Here is a 19,012-nt window from a genome sequence, read left to right on the forward strand (position 1 = left end):
TGTCAGATAACCCGCAGTTGCCTGTATTCCCGGTGAGGACCAGACAATGCGAAATGTTGTCTCGCGGACGAATTGAACACGCTAGGGGCAGCAGCCCGTCTTCGCCAAGTGGCTTCGCCGGGCACCACGCTCCGCCCTTCGGCTCCTGCGTGGATGATCCAACTCGTTCAACCCTTGGCCGCGCCACGCGTAGCCCGAAGGGCGAAGCGTGGTGGAGCCTGTCGGGATCGAACCGACGACCTCATGCTTGCAAAGCACGCGCTCTCCCAGCTGAGCTAAGGCCCCCTACTCGGAAAGACGAAAGCTTGCGCTAGATCGTCGAGACGATTGGCTAGCCGCTCAAGTCCGCCTACGCCCTATCGGGCTTCGGCGCGACAGCCTTCGCGCATCTCCGACCTCATTCAGTCGAAATGCCCGGGCTCGATCGGCTGGCTTGCCGAGCCGAAGCGCCGTCAGGCGCGAAGGCTGGTGGGCCTGGGAAGACTTGAACTTCCGACCTCACGCTTATCAAGCGCGCGCTCTAACCAACTGAGCTACAAGCCCTAACGCTTGAGAGGCTCGGATCAAGTCAACCACCCGGCGCCTCACAGCGCCATGATGATGCACAGCGCCAAGCCCCAGGCAGCGTGTTCGTCCGCGAAGAAAGAGAAACGAAGACGGCGAAATCCCGCCAATGGAACTCAACCCGATCTGGCGATCGTGTTGGTCCCTGATGTTTCTAAAACAGCTCGATAGTACGCGATCCGAAGATCGTGATCCGAAGACCAGACTGAAGAGCCATCCTTAGAAAGGAGGTGATCCAGCCGCAGGTTCCCCTACGGCTACCTTGTTACGACTTCACCCCAGTCGCTGACCCTACCGTGGTCGGCTGCCTCCATTGCTGGTTAGCGCACCGCCTTCAGGTAAAGCCAACTCCCATGGTGTGACGGGCGGTGTGTACAAGGCCCGGGAACGTATTCACCGTGGCGTGCTGATCCACGATTACTAGCGATTCCAACTTCATGGGCTCGAGTTGCAGAGCCCAATCCGAACTGAGACGGCTTTTTGAGATTTGCGAAGGGTTGCCCCTTAGCTTCCCACTGTCACCGCCATTGTAGCACGTGTGTAGCCCAGCCCGTAAGGGCCATGAGGACTTGACGTCATCCCCACCTTCCTCGCGGCTTATCACCGGCAGTCTCCTTAGAGTGCTCAACTAAATGGTAGCAACTAAGGACGGGGGTTGCGCTCGTTGCGGGACTTAACCCAACATCTCACGACACGAGCTGACGACAGCCATGCAGCACCTGTGTTTCGGGCTCCGAAGAGAAGGTCACGTCTCTGCGACCGGTCCCAAACATGTCAAGGGCTGGTAAGGTTCTGCGCGTTGCGTCGAATTAAACCACATGCTCCACCGCTTGTGCGGGCCCCCGTCAATTCCTTTGAGTTTTAATCTTGCGACCGTACTCCCCAGGCGGAATGCTTAAAGCGTTAGCTGCGCCACTAGTGAGTAAACCCACTAACGGCTGGCATTCATCGTTTACGGCGTGGACTACCAGGGTATCTAATCCTGTTTGCTCCCCACGCTTTCGTGCCTCAGCGTCAGTATCGGGCCAGTGAGCCGCCTTCGCCACTGGTGTTCTTGCGAATATCTACGAATTTCACCTCTACACTCGCAGTTCCACTCACCTCTCCCGAACTCAAGATCTTCAGTATCAAAGGCAGTTCTGGAGTTGAGCTCCAGGATTTCACCCCTGACTTAAAGACCCGCCTACGCACCCTTTACGCCCAGTGATTCCGAGCAACGCTAGCCCCCTTCGTATTACCGCGGCTGCTGGCACGAAGTTAGCCGGGGCTTATTCTTGCGGTACCGTCATTATCTTCCCGCACAAAAGAGCTTTACAACCCTAGGGCCTTCATCACTCACGCGGCATGGCTGGATCAGGGTTGCCCCCATTGTCCAATATTCCCCACTGCTGCCTCCCGTAGGAGTTTGGGCCGTGTCTCAGTCCCAATGTGGCTGATCATCCTCTCAGACCAGCTACTGATCGTCGCCTTGGTGGGCCATTACCCCACCAACTAGCTAATCAGACGCGGGCCGATCTTTCGGCGATAAATCTTTCCCCGTAAGGGCTTATCCGGTATTAGCACAAGTTTCCCTGTGTTGTTCCGAACCAAAAGGTACGTTCCCACGCGTTACTCACCCGTCTGCCGCTGACGTATTGCTACGCCCGCTCGACTTGCATGTGTTAAGCCTGCCGCCAGCGTTCGCTCTGAGCCAGGATCAAACTCTCAAGTTGAACTTGAAGCTTTGAACCGGCTGATCACAACGTTTGACGAGGTCCCACCAATCGATCTCCACGCTTCACAGCGCGAAAACCATGGTGTTACCTTTGAAACATTGTCCGCCGAAGTCTTCTCGTCCGATCTCGAAATCAAGCCGAAGCTCAACCCCGAGACCCGCAAGGACTCCGCCGTCCACGTTTCTCTTTCTTCATCTTCACTTGTCAAACAGCCCGCACTTGTTAGTTCGCGAACTCAGTCGCTCCGAACTAATTAGTGCACCTTCTTCGGTCTCTTTCGCCGTCGAAGTCTCCGTTGCCGGGGCGCTTCAAATAGCTGATTTTTCGAGACCGTCAAGAGCTTTTCTGAAGAAAAACTCAAGAGCCAGTCGGAAGAAGAAACATCAAGGAAAACAACGTTGGTCCCGGAAGTTCGGGGGCCTCAGTCATCGGTGATGTCCGGCTGGCGTGGTGGTGAGATAGTGCGATGCCGCATCCCGTGCAAGAACTTTTTGCGACGGCTGTGAAGAAATGTGGACAGCGTCGTCGCACCTCGCTCTGCGCGCCGTCACATCCCGCATCCGTTCCATTTTGGAACGGATGGCGCGCGCAAGCTCAGAAATTGCTCGCCTTCGATTGCGCCAGCGCACGATAGGAGTGCGGCATGCGCATGCAGACGAGATCTTTCCGCCGGACGACGTTGGTTGGATAGACGCTGTCGAGATTGCTGGTGTCGATCTCGAGCGTCGCAATCCCCTCCCCGCGCTCGACCATCGCCTCGCGGCGCGGAAACGCAAACGTATCCGGACCGAACACGCCGCTGAGCCCGCGATACTCATTCGCGGCGTCGCACACATTCGCGAATGCGAAGTACGCGTTGTTCTCGCCACCGCGAACACGGAAGTGATGCCAATGATGCGCGTCGGCCCCGGTCGGGATCGGCGCCGGCTGCATCACCTCGGTCCCTGCATGCGCCGCACTGAAGGTCCCCTTCACCGCCGAAGGACACACGATCAGGTCGCAGCCGCGCAAGGCGAGCACCCGGCCCGCCTCCGGAAACGCCGCGTCATGACCGATCAGGATGCCGATCCGCCCCATCGGCGTGTCGACGACCGCCCATTCGTCTCCGGCCGTGGCCCAGCTGCGCTCGGCCGTGGTCAGGTGGGTCTTGCGGTAGGTGGTGATTTTACCGTCGGGTGTGACCAGGACGGCTGAATTATAGATGGCGTTCCCGTCTCGTTCTGCAAGACCGCAGACCACGGTTAGTCCCTGGCCAGCCGCGATCTCGCTGAGTGCGGCCGTGATGCGGCCTGGGATCGGCTCAGCCGTTTCGGCCGGATTGGTCAGCCCCGTTGCCGCAAGTTCCGGGAAAACAACGAGCTCGGCGCCCTCCCCCTTCGCCATAGCCGCGAGCTCGGCGATGCGGGCCAAATTGGCCGCGACATCCGACGTCGGCGTGAACTGCGCCGCGCTGATCCGGGAGCGCTTGCCCACCGGCCATGGCTGGTGACCGTAGAGCCCGAAGAAGTCCCGCGGGTTCCAGCTGTAGGTATTGGTGAGCAGCTCAGGATACAGCTCCGGCCGGCGCTGCGCGAACACCGGCTCGCCGAGCACACGACGCGCCCGTGCCCATGCGAGATCGATTTCGGCGAGAGCCACGCCGTCGCCCTTGTCGATCACAGCCGGCAGGCTGCCATCGGGCGCGATGACGCAGCTGCCGCCGGAGAACTGCACGGTGCGCTCCAGCCCCCAGCGGTTGCTCTCGATGACGTAGCAGGAATTCTCGAAGGCGCGGCTGATCCAGTACGGCGCCGGCGTGCGCTCGGCGAGCCAGTTCGAGATATGGCAGATGATGTCGGCGCCACCGAGCGCCATCAGCCGCGCCGTCTCGACGAAATGGATGTCCATGCAGATCAGCAGCGCGATGCGGCCGATCGGCGTCTCGAACACCTGGTTGTGCAGGTCACCCGCGGCCGCCCATTTCGGCTCGGAGATGTAGGGATGCGTCTTGCGGTGCCGGCCGATCACGCCGTCGGGACCGATCAGCACCGCGCTGTTGTAGTAGATGTCGTCGTCATCGACCTCGGGCATGCCGATGACGATGTAGCAATCGTGCCGTCTCGCCAGCGCCGCGAAGCGGTGCGTGGTCGAGCCCGGCACCTTCTCTACATAGGGCGTCACCTCTGCGCGGTCGTACCAGCAATAGCCTGTCGTCCCCATCTCCGGCGTCACGATCAGCTTCGCACCCGACGATGCCGCCTGCTCGCACAGGGCGAGCAGGCCTTCGATGTTGCGCTCCTTCTCAGCCAGAACCGGCTCGAACTGGACGGTGGCGACCTTGTACGTCATCGGCATCGTCGGCAACCTCAGACCAGAAAATGCTTCTTGATGGAGGCGCCGAGCGTGTATTTCGGATCGACCATGTTGCCGAGCCGGACGCGCCCGGCCTGCGTCAGCAGCATGTAGGCGTCGATCTCCTCGAAGCCGTAATCGGCCGCCATCCAGCGGCACAGCTCGCGATAGGCGATGCGCGCCGCATCCTCCATCGGCCGCGCCGAGCCGATCGTCATGATGAAGTCCTTGGTCTCCAGCCGCGGCCAGGCGATGCTCCAGTTCTTGATCAGGTCGACCTGCACCGTCGTCACGGTCGGATGCTCGATCGCGACGCCACACAATTCGCCGTCGCCCTGCGCGGCGTGGCAGTCGCCGAGATAGAGCAGCGCCCCCCGGGTATTCACCGGCAGATAGATGATCGCGCCGGTGCCGACATCCGGCAGGTCCATGTTGCCGCCGTAGTAGTCGGGCACGAGCGAGGAGATCGCCTCGATCTCCGGCGAGGTGCCGATGGTGCCGATAAACGGCTCATAGGGTAGCGTGATCTTGTCGTTCCACACCGTGCCCTTCTCCGCCGTGATCTCCAGCTTCTTGACCCGCTCCGGCAGCGCCGGATTGAGCAACGCGGTATTCCCCGTCCCGACCAGCCCGCCGAACTCCGGCATGATCACGGTGGTGCCGCGCGGCTGCGGCCCGCGCGGGACGATGCTCTCGATGTAGACCGCCAGCGTATCGCCCTTCTCGGCGCCGTTGACGTAGATCGGGCCGTTCTGCGGGTTGAGGAACGGGAAGTTCAGGATCTTCGACGGGCTGTCGGTCTCATGCTTGATCGCGCCCTCGAACGCATCATGCGTCTCGGCCGAGACGACAGCGCCGGGATCGATCGTCAGCACCGGCTCGACATAGGGACCGTAGACGTAGTGATACTTGCCCTGATCCTTCTCGGTGATGACATGGTGTGCGCCGCGCGCGCCCTTGGCGACGCCCTTGCGGGCCATGATCGATTCCGACTGCCAGGCCATGCTCGTTCTCCTTGTGCTCGTTTCGAGTTTCTTCAGACTGCGAGGTGGCGGCGCATCTCGGCGGCGTCGTCGAGCGCCTCGCGCGCGAGGCTTGCCGTGATGCGGCCCTTGTCCATGACGTAGGCGCGCTGCGCCATGGCCCGGATCATGTCGAGATTCTGCTCGACCAGAATGATGGTGACGCCGGTCCGGCGGTTGAGCTCGACCATGTTGCGGGCGATGTCCTGGACGATGTTCGGCTGGATGCCTTCCGAAGGCTCGTCGAGCAGGATCAGATTGGGATCCGCGATCAGCACGCGGCCGATCGCGAGCTGCTGCTGCTGGCCGCCGGACATCGTGCCGGCGCGCTGGCTCCAGCGCTCCCGCAAAATCGGGAACGCGCCGATCACGCGCTGCTTCCCCTCCTCCGGAATGCCGCCGCCCTTGATCGCCGCGCCGACCGCGATGTTCTCGCCGACCGTCAGCCGCGGAAACACGTCACGGCCCTGCGGCACATAGCCCATGCCGAGCCGCGCCCGCTTGTGCGCCGACAAATGCTCGACGGCCTCGCCGCGATAGACGATCGAGCCGGACATCGCCGGCACCAGCCCGATCAGGCTCTTCATCAGGGTCGACTTGCCGACGCCGTTGCGGCCGATCACCGCGACGATCTCGCCTTCGCGAACCTCGATCTCCAGGCCCTGCAGCACCGGCTTGCCACCATAGCCGGCGCGAAGCCCGACGGTGGTGAGGATGACTTCCTTACGCATGGGCCTGCCCCAGATAGATCGCCGCGACCCGCTCATCGGCGACGATCTCGTCGATCGAGCCTTGCGCGAACACCTGGCCGAGATGCAGCACGGTGACGCGCTGCGCGACCTGGCGCACGAACGCCATGTCGTGCTCGATGGCGAGCACGGTCATGCCGGCCGCGTTCAGCCGCCGCACCATCTCGCCGGTCATGTGCGTCTCCTCCGGCGACATGCCGGCGGTCGGCTCGTCGAGCAGCAGCAGCCGCGGCTTCAGCGAGATCGCCATTCCGATCTCCAGCCACTGCTTCTGGCCGTGGCTGAGATTGCCGGCGAGCTGCGCTTGCTCGGATTCGAGGTTGAGGAAGGCGAGCAGGCGATTAATCTCTTTGTCGAGCGCGGCGCCATGCAGCCGGCTCTGCAGCGCGATCTCCAGGTTCTGCCGCACCGACAGGCCCTTGAAAACGCCGGGCACCTGGAACTTGACCGAGAGACCGCGGCGGATGCGGGCGAAGGATTTCAGCGCAGTGATGTCTTCGCCGGCAAAATAGATGTGGCCGCTGCCGGGATGATGCTCGCCGAGGATCAGCCGGAACAAGGTGCTCTTGCCGGCGCCGTTCGGCCCGATCAGGCAGTGGATCTCGCCCTGCTCCAGCACGAGGTTGACGGAATTCGTGACGTGCAGACCGCCGAAATGCTTGTTGACGTCGCGCAATTGCAAGAGCGCCATCACGCGGCCTCCGACTTGCGCCGGGTCACCAGCTTCGTGATCCAGTTGATGACGCCGAGCACGAGGCCATTCGGCGCGATCAGCACGGTGAGCACCAGCAGCACGCCCATGAACACCAGCGCATATTGGCTGCCGTAGATCGTCAGCGCCTGGAATCCGGACAGCACCACCAGCGTTCCGATCACGGTCGCCGTGAGATCGCTGCGGCCACCGACGGCGACCCAGATCAGCGGCAGCGACGCCGCCGTCATGCCCATGCTGGAGGGCGTGATGTACTGCCCCCACACGGTGTAGAGCACGCCGGAGAGGCCGGCGAGCGCCGCGCCGATGACGAAGGTGATCAGCTGATACTTGCGAATGTCGTAGCCGAGCATCTCCGCCCGCTCGGGATTTTCGCGGATCGCGACGATGACGTTGCCGAACGACGAATTCATCAGGATGCGCAAGCCGAGATAGACCAGCACGAGCATGCCGAGCACGACGTAGTACAGCCCGACATCGGCGAACAGCACGATCGGGCCGCCGAACCACGGGATGGTCAACGGCGGCATCGCGCTCATGCCGTTGAAGCCGTTCAGCCGGGCGGCGCCGATGCGCCATTCGGGGCCGGCGGTCTGCGCCATGAAGCGTTCGAGCATCAAGGTCACGGCCAAGGTGACGATGCCGAGGAAGACCCCGGCGATCCGGCCGAAGAACATGAAATAGCCGAGCAGCGCGGCCACCAGCGCCGCCATGCCGATCGCCAGCAGCAACGCGATCCAGGTGAAGCCGTAGGACGCGCCGAAATTGATGGTGAGGATGCCGTAGCCATAGCCGGCGATGCCGAAGAACGCAGTCTGGCCGAACGACAGCGAGCCGCCATAGCCCCAGATCAGGCTGAGGCTGAGCGCGATGAACACCCAGACGAAGAAGTAGACGGTGTTGCCGACGGTGTAGCCGTCGCTGAACAGAGGGTACGCCAGCGCGCCGGCGAGCACGAGCGCGAACAGCGCCCAGAAGGCAGGCCCGCGGCCGAGCGTCTGCGGTCCTTCGAGACGGCGGAACAAGGACAAGAAACCGGTCATGACGGCGCTCCTCAGGTCCGCTCGCGCAGCACGAAGCCGGAGATGCCCTTCGGCAGCACCCGGACAACGATGATGACGGCGATCAGGAGGCCGATCTGGCCGAACAGCTGGCCCTGCCACGACGTCATGCCGGATTTCACGATGGCGAGAATGCCGCCGGCCGGCGCGGTGCCGAGGAACACGTCGGCGCCGCCGATCACCACCGTGACGAAGGCCTCCATGATGAAGGTCGCCCCCATGGTCGGCACCAGCGTCATGGTCGGCGCGTAGAGCCCGCCGGCGAGGCCCGCGAGCCCTGCCCCGCACGCAAAGGTCAGGCTGTAGATCAGCCTGGTGTCGACACCGAGCGCGGCCGCCATATGCGGCACCTGGATGGTGGCGCGCGCGAGCACGCCGAACCGGGTCCAGTTGAACAAGGCATAGAGCGCGCCGAGCACCGCGAGCGCGGCGACGAACAGCACGATGCGGTAGATCGAATAGGAATAGGCACCGACCTGAAAACTACCGAACGGCGTGCCGACGCCGGCCATGGTCGATCCGACCAGGATCAAGGTGCCCTGCGTCGCGATCAGGCTGAGGCCCCAGGTGGCAACGATGGTGTCGAGCGGCCGCTCATACAGATGCCGGATCACCAGGAGCTCGACGAGCACGCCGACGAAGGCCGAGGCCAAGGTGCCGCAGAGAATGCCGAGCGGCAGCGGCAGGCCGGCATGCACCGTCGCCGCGGTGACATAGGCGCCACACATGATGAATTCGCCATGGGCGAGATTGATCACACCCATCATGCCGAAGATGACCGCGAGCCCGCAGGCCGAGAGCACCAGGAAGGCGAACGCGTCGCCGAACTGGTAGAGCGCAGAGAATGCCAGGGTTGCGATGTCCATGTCTTCGATCGATGTGGGGTTCGGATGCGTGAGGGGATGAAGCAACGGGCCGCTCCGGCGTGAGGGGACGCCGGAGCGGCCGCGGCCGCCGATCAGGGCTTCGGCGGCGGATTCGACGGCGTGTACTGCGCCATCGGATCCTTCTTGGTCAGGTCGCAGCCGGCGTCGCCCAGCCAGTACGGCTTGATGTCCTCCCAGACCTTCGGGAACGAGATCGAGTGGTCAGCGCCGACCTTGGCGAGGTAGATCGTGTGCGACATGTGCTGGCTCTTGGGGTCGATGCAGACCTTGCCTTCCGGCGCGTCCATGCAGACGTCGCCCATCGCGATCACCTTGCGGATCTCGTCGCGGTTGGTCGACTTCGCCCGCTCCACCATCTGCTTGTAGAGATAGAGCGCGAGATAGGAGTTCTCGGCCTCCTGGTTCACATAGGGCTCGTTCGGGAATTTGGCCTTGAACTTGGCCAGGAATTCCTTGCTTTTCGGCGTATCGATTTCCTCGATGTAGTTGGTGGTGACGTACATGTCCTTCAGGCTCGGCGGCTTGAAGCGCTTGTGCTCGTAGCCCTGGCCGACGTTGACGGACGAGGCCATCGGCAGACTGACGTTGGCGGACGCCGCCTGCTCGTAGTACGAGGCCTGCGCGGTGCCGACCAGCAGGGTCACGACGAAGTCGGGCTTGGCCTTCTGGATGTTCTGGATGCTCTGCGAGAACTGCGACACGCCGAGCGGGATGAACTCCTCGCCAGCCATCTCGCCGCCGTTCTCCTTGACGATCTTGCGCACCCACTCGGCCGAGATCTGGCCGAAATTGTAGTCGGCGGCCAAGGTGTAGACCTTCTTGCCGTAGGTCTGCATCATGTACGGGATCAGCGTCGAGAACTGCTGCTCCGGCACCGCGCCCGTCACCACCATGTGGCCGTCACAGACGCCGCCTTCATACTGGTTGTTGTAGAAGGCGAAGCCGTTGAACTGGTCGACGATCGGGCGATAAGCCTCGCGCGAGGCCGAGGAGAAGCCGGCGAACACGACGTCGACCTTGTCCCGCTGCAGCACGCGGCGCATGAACTCCTGATAGCGCGTGTTGTCCGACTGGGTGTCGTAGGTCACGAGCTCCAGCGGGCGGCCCATGATGCCGCCGGCCTTGTTGATCTCCTCGGCCGCGAGCTGGATGGCGTGGACCTTGCCGATGGTGGCGGCGGCGAAGTCCCCGGACTGGTCTTCCAGCACGCCGAGCTTGATCGGCGCTTCGGCGGCATATGCGCCTGCCGCGAAGACAAGCGTCCCCGTGAGGGCTGCGGCACGCAGCCCCCGCATTCCAGATCTGGTCATGTGATGCTCCTACATCGCTTGCTTGTTGCCGCCTTGCAGCGTGGTGCTGCTCGGGCGTTTCGGCGTATCGGGCGGCATCGCCCGTCTCCTCAGGAACTCCTCGCAATAGAGCTCCAGACTTTGCCGCGCCCGCATGCTGTCGCGGCGAAGCGCGGAATAGGCATCGTCGTCGTTGAGACCGGTCTCCTGCATCAGGGACACGACGGCGCGGATCACGGCCCGGCGGCCGCGGCGGCGGCTCTCCAGGTCCTGCAGCTTCTCGTACATGTCGGTGCGCAGCAGGAACTGGTTGATGCCGAGGAACAGCGCGGTGTAGACGGCGCCGCCATGCACGGGCTTGCGCAGGAACGAGGTGGCGCCGAGATTGACCAGCGCCTTGAGCCGGCTCGGCGCCTCGACGCCGACGAGACCGATCACCGGCACCGGCGGCAGCTTCGAGGCCGGACTGACCTCGAGCGCAACCGCGCCTTCGAGGTCGCCGTCGATGAACAGGATGTCGCGCTCGGGCAGGAGCGCAGACGCATCGAGCTGTGCGCGGCCGTCGACGATGTCAGGGTATTCGCAGGCGACGCCGAGCTTGGCGAGCGTCGTCTCCAGGGTGGTCTCCCACCCTGCCCGCCGGGTGATCACCAGCGCGCGGCCACCTTTGAAATTCTGCAGCAATCGGAAGGTCATGACTTCACCATTCGGAGCAGTGGTGGACGCATGGAGGTCGCGAAGCGTGGCGACGACTGCACGAGATAGGGATCGGGCGCGATCGGCTGCCGCGCTTCGAGCAGCAGCTCGAACTGGCCATCGGCGGAGGAGCGTGCGATGCGCGGCGTCAGCCAGGCATGGAAGGTCTGCGGATCGATCCGCACCTCGCCCTGCGGCGCCAGCAGGCGCTGATTGGCGACGGCGCAGCGCACCAGGCGCGACTCGTCGCTGCCGGCCTGCGCCAAGGTCGCGGCGAGCAGCTTGACGGCGATGTAGGAGGCTTCGGCGTCGGCAGAGACCACCGGACCATCGGGAAACGCCGCCGTGTAGGCGTGCAGAAAGGCTGAATTCTCCGGCGAGCTCAGGGAGGAGAAGTAGACGCTCGACGACAGATGGCCGTCGACGGCTTCAGTGCCGATCTCCTTGAGCTCAGGCTCGGACAGCGTGCAGCTCGCGACCGGAATCTCCTTGGCCTGATCGATGCCCGCCGCTCGGCAGGCCGCGCGGAAAGCGCGGAAGAACGCGTAGGCGCTGGTGCCGATCAGATTGTTGAAGACGACGTCCGGACGCTGCTCCAGGATTGCGGCGATGACCTGATCGAACTCGGTATCGCCGACCGTGAGATAACGTTCCGCCAGCACCGTGCCGCCGCGCGCGGTCAGCGCCTCGCGGAAGATCCGGTTGTTCTCCCACGCCCAGATGTAGTTCGAGCCGACGCAGAAGGCGCGCGTGCCGACGCGCGAGGCAAGATACTCGACCAGCGGCAGCACGTGCTGGTTCGGCGCCGCGCCGGTGTAAACGACGTTGTCGGAACTCTCGAAGCCTTCGTAGTGCGAGGGATACCAGAGCAGCCCGTCGAACTTCTCGAAGCAGGGAATCACCTCCTTGCGGCTCGATGAGGTGTAGCAGCCGACCACCTGGCGGATACCGGAGCTCAACAGCTCCCGCGCCAGCGCGCGATATTGGGCGAGATCGCCGGACGGGTTCACCACCACCGGCTCCAGCGTGATCGGGCCGTCGGCGGCATTGACCTCGGCGAGCGCGAGCTGCGCGCCGTTGAGCATCGAGCGCGCGACGACGCTGTACGAGCCGGTCGTCGAGAACATCACCCCGATGCGAAACGTCGTCCGTGTCATCCCGCGTCCTAAAACAAAAAAGCGCCCGTCGGCTGTCAAGCCGAGGGCGCCCTCGCCACCAACCAAACACGCTTCGATCAGCGCGGTGTTGGAAATGGTTTGATCGTGCTCGCGTCCAATGGGCTGCTGTGCCCAACGCGTGGACATTACGGTCGCTTAGGACGTCTATCCTGTCAAGCGCGTTGTTGCAGCGATGGCTGCACCAATTCGTGCCCGCTTGCAGTAAAAAGATGCAGCTGCGACGATGTTGCCTGTGACATCCGGCGTCGCCCTGCGCGGCTGATCGTCGGGGGTCAGCGCGATCGCGTCGGGGTGCTGCGTGCTGGAGCGGTGAGGAAGCGGTCGAGCTCGACGATCGCCTCGGCCTCGCGGGCGCGGCGCAGCTGCCTGGCCTGCTCGATTCCGGGCGGCAGCCGTTTCGCCATATCGCGCGCCTCGCGCGCCGCCTGTTGCAACCGCTCGGCCAACGTCATCGTCTGCTTGACACGCCGGCGCCGCTTCTTCTGAACTTCTATTTCCATGCGAGATTGGATCCGGTTTCGTCGATACGCATCAACAACCTTAAATGAGGTCCTGAACCGCGCATCAACATAGGTGAATCGGCGTCGAACCACGTCGTCAGCGCTCGCAGGGCGCGAGCGAATGGCGGCGCCGGGCGAGCTGATGCTAGTCGCTGCGACGGCTCCATCACGTATCATTTGATATTCATTGCGCAGGTTTAACAGCCGCCCCATCAGGAACCAATCAACGGGCTGTCCGGTTCGATTCAAGCCATGAAAGGGGGTCCCATGAAGAACAAGCAATTTGCCGCGCTCCCCTTTCGTATCGAGGCCGCACAGCTCAGCATTCTGCTCATCACTACGCGGCGCCAAGCTGCGCCGCCTGATCGAGAGCTTCGCCAGCCGGCACGCCGAACGGCGCTGAGCGCCGCGATGATGCATGTGACCATGCGACACGCCCTCGATCCTCTGCATGTCTGAGGGATCCAAGGACGCCGGACCGGCGTCGCCGCTCAGCGCTGCGCGAACTTGATGGTCGACACCGGCCACCGCCCGTCATGGCCGCTGATCGTGATGCGCAGGCCGTGCAGCTCGTCGAGATAGACCTGCTCCACGGTTCCCGCCTTGCCGTCGCTCAACGCCACGCACTTCCCGATCAGCTCCGTCTGGGCATGCTCGAGCTCGTACAAGATGGTGAAGGCTCGCGTCTTGACGGCAACCATGAGGGAACGGTGTGAGGGCTGATGGGAGCCGCTACGCTGCGGAGGCAGGCCGGCGCTGGCCGGTAGATCGGCACGTCCTCATCCCGCGTCAACCGCCCATCAAGCGATCGTGCACGCCGCACCCACGGCGCACACGCGCCGTTCAACGACACTCGAAATTCGCCGCCTCCTCGAGGCTGCCGCTGCCCTTGTAGGTGGAGACCTTCGGGAACGCACAGAGATCGCGCGTGCGGCCCGGCCATGGTACGTCCGGCGCACGCCGCGCCGTCGCGCGGATCGCCTCCGGTGCGGCCGCCTTGCCTTCCACCCATTGATCGAGCGCGCTCAGCAGATCGAACTGGTCGGTTGCTGGTCCGCCGCCGCAATGGTTCATGCCGGGAACCAGGAACAGCCGCGCGAAGCCGTCGGCGTCGGCGTATTTCGCCTTGAGCTGGTCGACATAGTCGATCGTATCGAGCGCCGAGAAGATCGGATCGGCGACGCCGTGATAGAACAGCATCTTGCCGCCCTTGGACTTGAAGGCATCGAGATCGGTCAAGGTCGCCGCCTCATATTCCATGCCGGCGTCGAAGCCATCCGCGCCCTTCATCACCTTCGGCGTGTCGCGGTCGAGATCGAAATTGCGCACCCAGGCGACGAGATCGTCGGGCGTTTGCGGCGGGCTCATGAAGTCATAGGCCACGCCGCCCGGAATGAGCGTGAGATTGCGCGCGTTCGGCGGGCTGGCCTTGGGCGTCCCGAGCTTCCAGGCCCGCCAGCCGGGCGCGGCCAGGCCGGGATCGTAGGGCCAGCGCGCATAGATCAATCCGCCCATGGCATTGCGGCTGCCATCGAACATCAGCTTGACGGCCTTCAGCTTGGGCGGCGACAGGCATTGCGCGTTCTGCCCGTCCTTGCAGGCCAGCACCGCCGCATCGAAGCGGCAGGCCATGACGTCCTGCACCATGCCGTCCTTGGCGCCATCGGCGCCATCGCACGCCGCGGTCACACCGTCGGCGACCAGCTTCAGATCGTCATCCGTCAGCGCGCTGCCGACATCGGCCTTGCCGTCGGGGCCGGGCGGCGCAATCGCCAGCAGCGCCTGCTCCTGCGCGATCACGTCGATGCCGGCCAGCGGCACGCGGTAGGCGGGCGCGCCGGCGACGACGCCGTCGAACAGCTCGGGAAAGCGCTGTGTCACCGCCATCGCCTGCCGTCCGCCATTGGAGCAGCCGGCGAAATAGGAGCGGCGCGGCGCGTTGCCGTAGAGCTTCTCGCTCGCCGCCTTGGCTGCAGCCGCGACCGGCGGGATCGAGCTATAGCCCTTGTCGCGCCGCGCCTGCGGATCGAGGCCGAACAGATACGGCCCGAGCGGACCGGGCTCCTCGAGATGGCCGGCGTCCGTCGAGGCCGCGACATAGCCGTTGGAGAGCGCGTTCGGCGGCGTGGTGCCGGTCAACAGGCCGAGCGCCGGTCGCAGCACGCCATCGACGCCGCCACCGCCCTGGAAGACGAACTTGCCATTCCACGTCGCGGGCAATCGCAGCTCGTAGCCAACCGCATAAGGCTTGCCGTCGATGCCGGTGCGCTCGTTGATCTTGCCGCGGATCAGGCAGTGATCCGGTGCAGGGGCTGTCGCGCCGGCCGGAGCCGGCGGCGCCAGTTGCACGCCGCCGGCCGCGACGAACTCCGCCGTGACGATGCGGCCGCTGCCGGGAAAGCCCTGCGCGAGCGCGGCGCAGCTCGCCTTGAACTCGTCCGCGCGGGCGGTTGCCACGGCTGACGTGGTCAGTAGAAGCGCAGCCAGCGCCGACATCCGGATCATCATCACCTTCGTCCTCCCACCATGCAGGCACGCGCCGTCATTTGCTTTGCAGCGCTTGATCGTGTCAGACCATAGCCAAGCCTGCGCGGCCCGCAAGCGGCCGTGCGCGCAGGCATGATTGAAAACCACCGTCGAACCGTGCCATTTCTCGACCCGACAAGATCGAGGGACATCATGGCTGCGGACATCCGGTTGAATGCGTTTGCGATGAACTGCGTCGGCCACCAGTCGCCCGGCCTGTGGCGGCATCCGCGCGACCGCTCCTCCGACTATAACCGCTTGCCCTATTGGCTCGACCTCGCAAAGACCCTGGAACGCGGCCGCTTCGATGGGCTGTTCCTCGCCGACGTGCTCGGCGTCTACGACGTCTATGGCGGCAATCCGGACGCCGCGCTGCGTCACGCCATCCAGGTGCCGGTGAACGATCCGATGATGCTGATCTCGGCCATGGCCGCCGTCACCGAGCATCTCGGCTTCGGCGTCACCTGCACGCTGTCCTATGAACCGCCCTATCCGTTCGCGCGGCGCATGTCGACGCTCGATCATCTGACCGAGGGCCGCATCGGCTGGAACATCGTCACCGGCTATCTCGACAGCGCCGCGCGCGGCATGGGCAAGCAGCGACAGACCGGCCACGATGATCGCTACGACGTCGCCGACGAGTACATGGAGGTCGTCTACAAGCTCTGGGAAGGCAGCTGGGAGGACGACGCCGTGAAGCGCGATCGCGCCAGCGGCATCTTCACCGATCCGGCGAAAGTCCACCGCGTCAGCCATCAAGGCGAGAACTACCAGATCGACGCGATCCATCTCTGCGAGCCGTCGCCGCAGCGGACGCCGGTGCTGTACCAGGCCGGCACCTCGCCGCGCGGCCGCGTGTTCGCCGGCCGGCATGCCGAATGCGTGTTCATGTCCGGCCCGTCGGCCAAGATCATCGCGCCGCGCGTCGCCGCGATCCGGCAAGCCGCGGTCGAGGCCGGCCGCGCGGCCGGCGATATCGTCATCTTCAGCATCGCCACCGTCGTGCTCGGCGAGACCGATGCGGAGGCCGAGGCGAAGTTCGCCGACTATCGTCGCTACATCGACCACGAGGCCTCGCTGACGCTGATGTCGGGCTGGACCGGTGTCGACTTCTCGACCTACGAGCTCGACCAGCAGGTCCGCCACGTCCTCAACGATGCCGGCCGCAGCGCGATGGACAATGTCACGCGCGCCGATCCCGACCGCATCTGGACCGTGCGCGAGGTTGCCGAGCATGTCGGCATCGGCGGCATCGGGCCGGTGTTCGTCGGCTCGCCGGGGAAAGTGGCGGATCTCATCGAGAGCTGGGTCGAGCAGACCGGCGTCGACGGCCTCAACCTCGCCTTTGCGCTGTCGCCGGAGAGCTTTGCCGACGTCGCCGACATGCTGGTGCCGGAGCTGACGAAGCGCGGCCGCTACAAGCAGGCCTACCAGCCCGGCACCTTGCGCGAGAAGATGTTCGGCCGCGCGCGGCTCGCGGCACCGCATCCGGCGGCGGGCTACCGGCCGTAAGCGCGGCGCGCGCCACTCAGGTCGACAGCCGCTGCAGCAGCTGGGCAACCGCCGCGGCGATCGGCTTGATGATCGGCACGGAAAATTGCGGCTGCAACTGATCGGCGGCCTGGGCCAGCGGCCCGCCGCCGATGATCACGGCGCCAGCGCCGTCCGAGATGCAGGCCCGCGTCGCCTCGGCCAGCGCCGCAGCAAGCCGCGTCGGATCGGCCGCGAGCGCCGCTGGGTCGCCTTGCGTCAGGCGCGTTCCGGTGAATTGCGCCGACAGCTCGAGCCTGTCGGCAAGATCAGCGATGCTGGCGACCAGCGAAGGCGTCACCGTCGCGACGCCGAAACGCCGCCCACCCTGCGCGGCCGCCTGCATCGACGCCTCGCCGATCCCGATCACCGGCTGAGTGCACAGGCTGCGAAGCTCGGCTGCGCCGGGATCGCCGAACGCGGCGACAATGATGCCGTCGCAAGCCTCGCCATGCGCGCGTCCGATCTCGACCACCTCCGCCGCGGACGCCGCCAGCGCCGCGGGATCGACGATCATGGCGGGCGCCCACGCTGCGGTCGCGCCGACCACCTCGGCACGGCCGGCACAGCAGGCCGCCGCAATCGACACCATCATTGCGGTGGTCGCAGCCGAGCTGTTCGGATTGATCAGGAGAATGCGAGGCATGCAGGCTGGGTCGCGCATGATGACGGGACTCTCCTCCTGACCAATCGCTGCCCGTCCGTCAACTCCCGGGCTTCGAACGGGCGTGCCGATCGGCGAGACCGAGGCCCGGTCCCGTAGCCCGCATGAGCCGCCGCGGCCACATACGCCGGCGCTGAACCCGCATGTCGCTAGCGCTCATGCGGGCTACGGGCGTGCGATCCGCATCGACAGTTCGACCTCGTCGCCGAACGGCACCGAGAGATAGCCGTTCGCAGGCGAGCGGACATGAGCAAGGTACTCCGGACAATAATCGGCATTGTCGGCCACGATGAACGCGCCCGCACGCAACCTGTTTTCGAGCAGCGCGAGGATGTCGCCATACAGCGGCTTGGCGCCGTCGAGCAGCACCAGGTCGATCGTCTCCGGCAGATCGCCGCGCAGCGTCTGCAACGCGTCGCCCTGACGGATCTCGACCAGATCGGCGAGGCCGCCCTCGGAAAGATTGGCGCGGGCCCGCGCGACCTTCGACGCTTCGAACTCGGTGGTGATCAGCCGGCCGCCGCCATTGTCGCGCAGCGCCGCGGCCATGAATAGCGTCGAGATCCCGAACGAGGTGCCGAACTCGACGATCGATTTCGCGCCGCAGCTCCGCGCCAGCATGTAGAGCAGCGTGCCCGTGTCGCGCGACACCGGCAGTGGAAAATCCTTCAGCTGCGCGTAGAGCTCGACATGGCCGGATTTGCTGCGCATCAGCTGCTCGCCCCGCTCGGCCATGCCGGCAAAGATCGGGCTCGTCTCCGGGCGTAGCCGCGCGGCTTCAGCAAGCAGGCGATCCAGCAGCAGCGCCACGGGCTGGGTGGTGAGGGTGACCATGATCGTTCTCCGTTCCCCGAGATGTGTCGTTTGCGTCCAGGTCAAAATACGACTAATCATTCGCATTCGCTAATCGCATTCCGGACCGCGCCATGGCTCCCGCTCGAAAAGCCCAGATTTTCGCGAGAAAACAGCCACAACAAGCGCGCTCGACCGACCTCGTCGCGGCCATCCTGCAGGCGGCTGTTCAGGTTTTGACGACGGAAGGCGCGCAGCGTTTCACCACCGCCCGCGTCGCCGAGAAAGCGGGCGTCAGCATCGGCTCGCTGTATCAATACTTCCCGAACAAGGCCGCGATCCTGTTCCGGCTACAGAGCGACGAGTGGCAACAGACGACGGCACTGCTGCACGGCATCCTGGATGACAAGAGCCGCTCGCCGCTCACACGGCTGCGCGCGCTGGTCCACGCCTTCCTGCAATCGGAATGCGAAGAGGCCGCGGTCCGCGGCGCGCTCGACGACGCCGCCCCGCTCTATCGCGATGCTCCGGAATCGAAAGCTGCCCAAGCGAGCGGCCGCCGCGCCATGCAGGCCTTCATGCGCGAGGCGCTGCCCGACGCAAGTGACCCCGAGCGCGCGCGAGCCGCCGACCTGATCAAGACGACGCTGGGCCAGGTCGGCAAGCACTTCTCGGAGACCCCACGCAGCCGCGCCGAGATCACGGCCTATGCCGACGCAATGGCCGACATGTTCTGCGCGTATCTGGAGAGGGCTGGCGCGCGGCCGAAGAAGGCGCGGTCGAAAAGCTAGGCGGG

16 protein-coding genes, 2 tRNA genes and 1 rRNA gene are annotated in these 19,012 nt (G+C 64.7%); 2 read left to right on the top strand and 17 right to left on the bottom strand.

Going from position 1 to position 19,012, the window contains the following annotated elements; all coding sequences use genetic code 11:
• Positions 1-209 precede the first annotated feature (209 nt).
• The 15 genes from QXZ94_RS14065 to QXZ94_RS14140 form a co-directional block, all read right to left on the bottom strand.
• A tRNA-Ala gene (locus QXZ94_RS14065) sits at positions 210-285 on the bottom strand.
• A 181-nt stretch (positions 286-466) separates the two neighbouring features.
• Positions 467-543 (bottom strand) — tRNA-Ile (locus tag QXZ94_RS14070).
• A 244-nt stretch (positions 544-787) separates the two neighbouring features.
• Positions 788-2,276 (bottom strand): 16S ribosomal RNA (locus QXZ94_RS14075).
• Between the two features lie 597 nt (positions 2,277-2,873).
• Entirely contained in the window at positions 2,874-4,613 is a 1,740-nt protein-coding gene (locus QXZ94_RS14080; RefSeq protein WP_315720904.1) for a nitrilase-related carbon-nitrogen hydrolase, read from the bottom strand.
• Between the two features lie 11 nt (positions 4,614-4,624).
• Positions 4,625-5,614 carry an acetamidase/formamidase family protein gene (locus QXZ94_RS14085; RefSeq protein ID WP_315720905.1) on the bottom strand — a complete coding sequence of 330 codons (990 nt, stop codon included), beginning with the start codon at positions 5,612-5,614 and terminating at the stop codon, positions 4,625-4,627.
• Between the two features lie 32 nt (positions 5,615-5,646).
• Positions 5,647-6,363 (bottom strand): ABC transporter ATP-binding protein, encoded by a 717-nt coding sequence (locus QXZ94_RS14090; RefSeq protein WP_315720906.1) that lies wholly within the window; start codon positions 6,361-6,363, stop codon positions 5,647-5,649.
• Positions 6,356-7,072, bottom strand: coding sequence for an ABC transporter ATP-binding protein (locus QXZ94_RS14095; protein WP_315720907.1), 717 nt, complete (start codon positions 7,070-7,072; stop codon positions 6,356-6,358). The genes QXZ94_RS14090 and QXZ94_RS14095 overlap by 8 nt, the downstream gene beginning before the upstream one ends.
• The gene (locus QXZ94_RS14100; RefSeq protein ID WP_315720908.1) at positions 7,072-8,136 is read right to left on the bottom strand and encodes a branched-chain amino acid ABC transporter permease; all 1,065 of its coding nucleotides are present in this window, start codon (positions 8,134-8,136) and stop codon (positions 7,072-7,074) included. The genes QXZ94_RS14095 and QXZ94_RS14100 overlap by 1 nt, the downstream gene beginning before the upstream one ends.
• Before the next feature lie 11 nt (positions 8,137-8,147).
• Positions 8,148-9,020: an ABC transporter permease subunit gene (locus tag QXZ94_RS14105; protein WP_315720909.1), complete on the bottom strand. Its 873-nt coding sequence runs from the start codon at positions 9,018-9,020 to the stop codon at positions 8,148-8,150.
• Between the two features lie 92 nt (positions 9,021-9,112).
• Positions 9,113-10,351 (bottom strand): urea ABC transporter substrate-binding protein, encoded by a 1,239-nt coding sequence (locus tag QXZ94_RS14110; RefSeq protein WP_315720910.1) that lies wholly within the window; start codon positions 10,349-10,351, stop codon positions 9,113-9,115.
• A 9-nt stretch (positions 10,352-10,360) separates the two neighbouring features.
• Positions 10,361-11,026 carry an ANTAR domain-containing response regulator gene (locus QXZ94_RS14115; RefSeq protein ID WP_315720911.1) on the bottom strand — a complete coding sequence of 222 codons (666 nt, stop codon included), beginning with the start codon at positions 11,024-11,026 and terminating at the stop codon, positions 10,361-10,363.
• Positions 11,023-12,183: a transporter substrate-binding domain-containing protein gene (locus QXZ94_RS14120; protein ID WP_315720912.1), complete on the bottom strand. Its 1,161-nt coding sequence runs from the start codon at positions 12,181-12,183 to the stop codon at positions 11,023-11,025. The genes QXZ94_RS14115 and QXZ94_RS14120 overlap by 4 nt, the downstream gene beginning before the upstream one ends.
• 293 nt (positions 12,184-12,476) lie before the next feature.
• Positions 12,477-13,157 carry a hypothetical protein gene (locus QXZ94_RS34415; protein WP_409998749.1) on the bottom strand — a complete coding sequence of 227 codons (681 nt, stop codon included), beginning with the start codon at positions 13,155-13,157 and terminating at the stop codon, positions 12,477-12,479.
• Between the two features lie 38 nt (positions 13,158-13,195).
• Positions 13,196-13,405 carry a PRC-barrel domain containing protein gene (locus tag QXZ94_RS14135; protein ID WP_315720913.1) on the bottom strand — a complete coding sequence of 70 codons (210 nt, stop codon included), beginning with the start codon at positions 13,403-13,405 and terminating at the stop codon, positions 13,196-13,198.
• Positions 13,406-13,547: 142 nt separating this feature from the next.
• Positions 13,548-15,212 (bottom strand): tannase/feruloyl esterase family alpha/beta hydrolase, encoded by a 1,665-nt coding sequence (locus QXZ94_RS14140; protein WP_315720914.1) that lies wholly within the window; start codon positions 15,210-15,212, stop codon positions 13,548-13,550.
• Positions 15,213-15,383: 171 nt separating this feature from the next.
• Here QXZ94_RS14140 and QXZ94_RS14145 point away from each other — a divergent pair, with 171 nt between their 5' ends.
• A complete protein-coding gene (locus tag QXZ94_RS14145) occupies positions 15,384-16,742 on the top strand; it encodes an LLM class flavin-dependent oxidoreductase (protein ID WP_315720915.1) in 1,359 nt (452 codons plus the stop codon).
• Between the two features lie 16 nt (positions 16,743-16,758).
• On the opposite strand, the gene QXZ94_RS14150 is transcribed toward QXZ94_RS14145, so the two are convergent.
• On the bottom strand, positions 16,759-17,406 hold the full coding sequence (locus tag QXZ94_RS14150) for an aspartate/glutamate racemase family protein (protein ID WP_315726264.1): 648 nt from the start codon (positions 17,404-17,406) through the stop codon (positions 16,759-16,761).
• A gap of 183 nt (positions 17,407-17,589) precedes the next feature.
• Positions 17,590-18,258: an O-methyltransferase gene (locus tag QXZ94_RS14155; RefSeq protein WP_315720916.1), complete on the bottom strand. Its 669-nt coding sequence runs from the start codon at positions 18,256-18,258 to the stop codon at positions 17,590-17,592.
• A 92-nt stretch (positions 18,259-18,350) separates the two neighbouring features.
• Here QXZ94_RS14155 and QXZ94_RS14160 point away from each other — a divergent pair, with 92 nt between their 5' ends.
• Positions 18,351-19,007, top strand: a complete 657-nt coding sequence (locus tag QXZ94_RS14160; RefSeq protein ID WP_315720917.1) for a TetR family transcriptional regulator — start codon at positions 18,351-18,353, stop codon at positions 19,005-19,007.
• The last annotated feature ends 5 nt before the right edge of the window (positions 19,008-19,012 follow it).

It is taken from the genome of Bradyrhizobium sp. SZCCHNS2022 (assembly GCF_032377575.1).
GTDB classification, from domain to species: Bacteria; Pseudomonadota; Alphaproteobacteria; order Rhizobiales; family Xanthobacteraceae; genus Bradyrhizobium; species Bradyrhizobium aeschynomenes.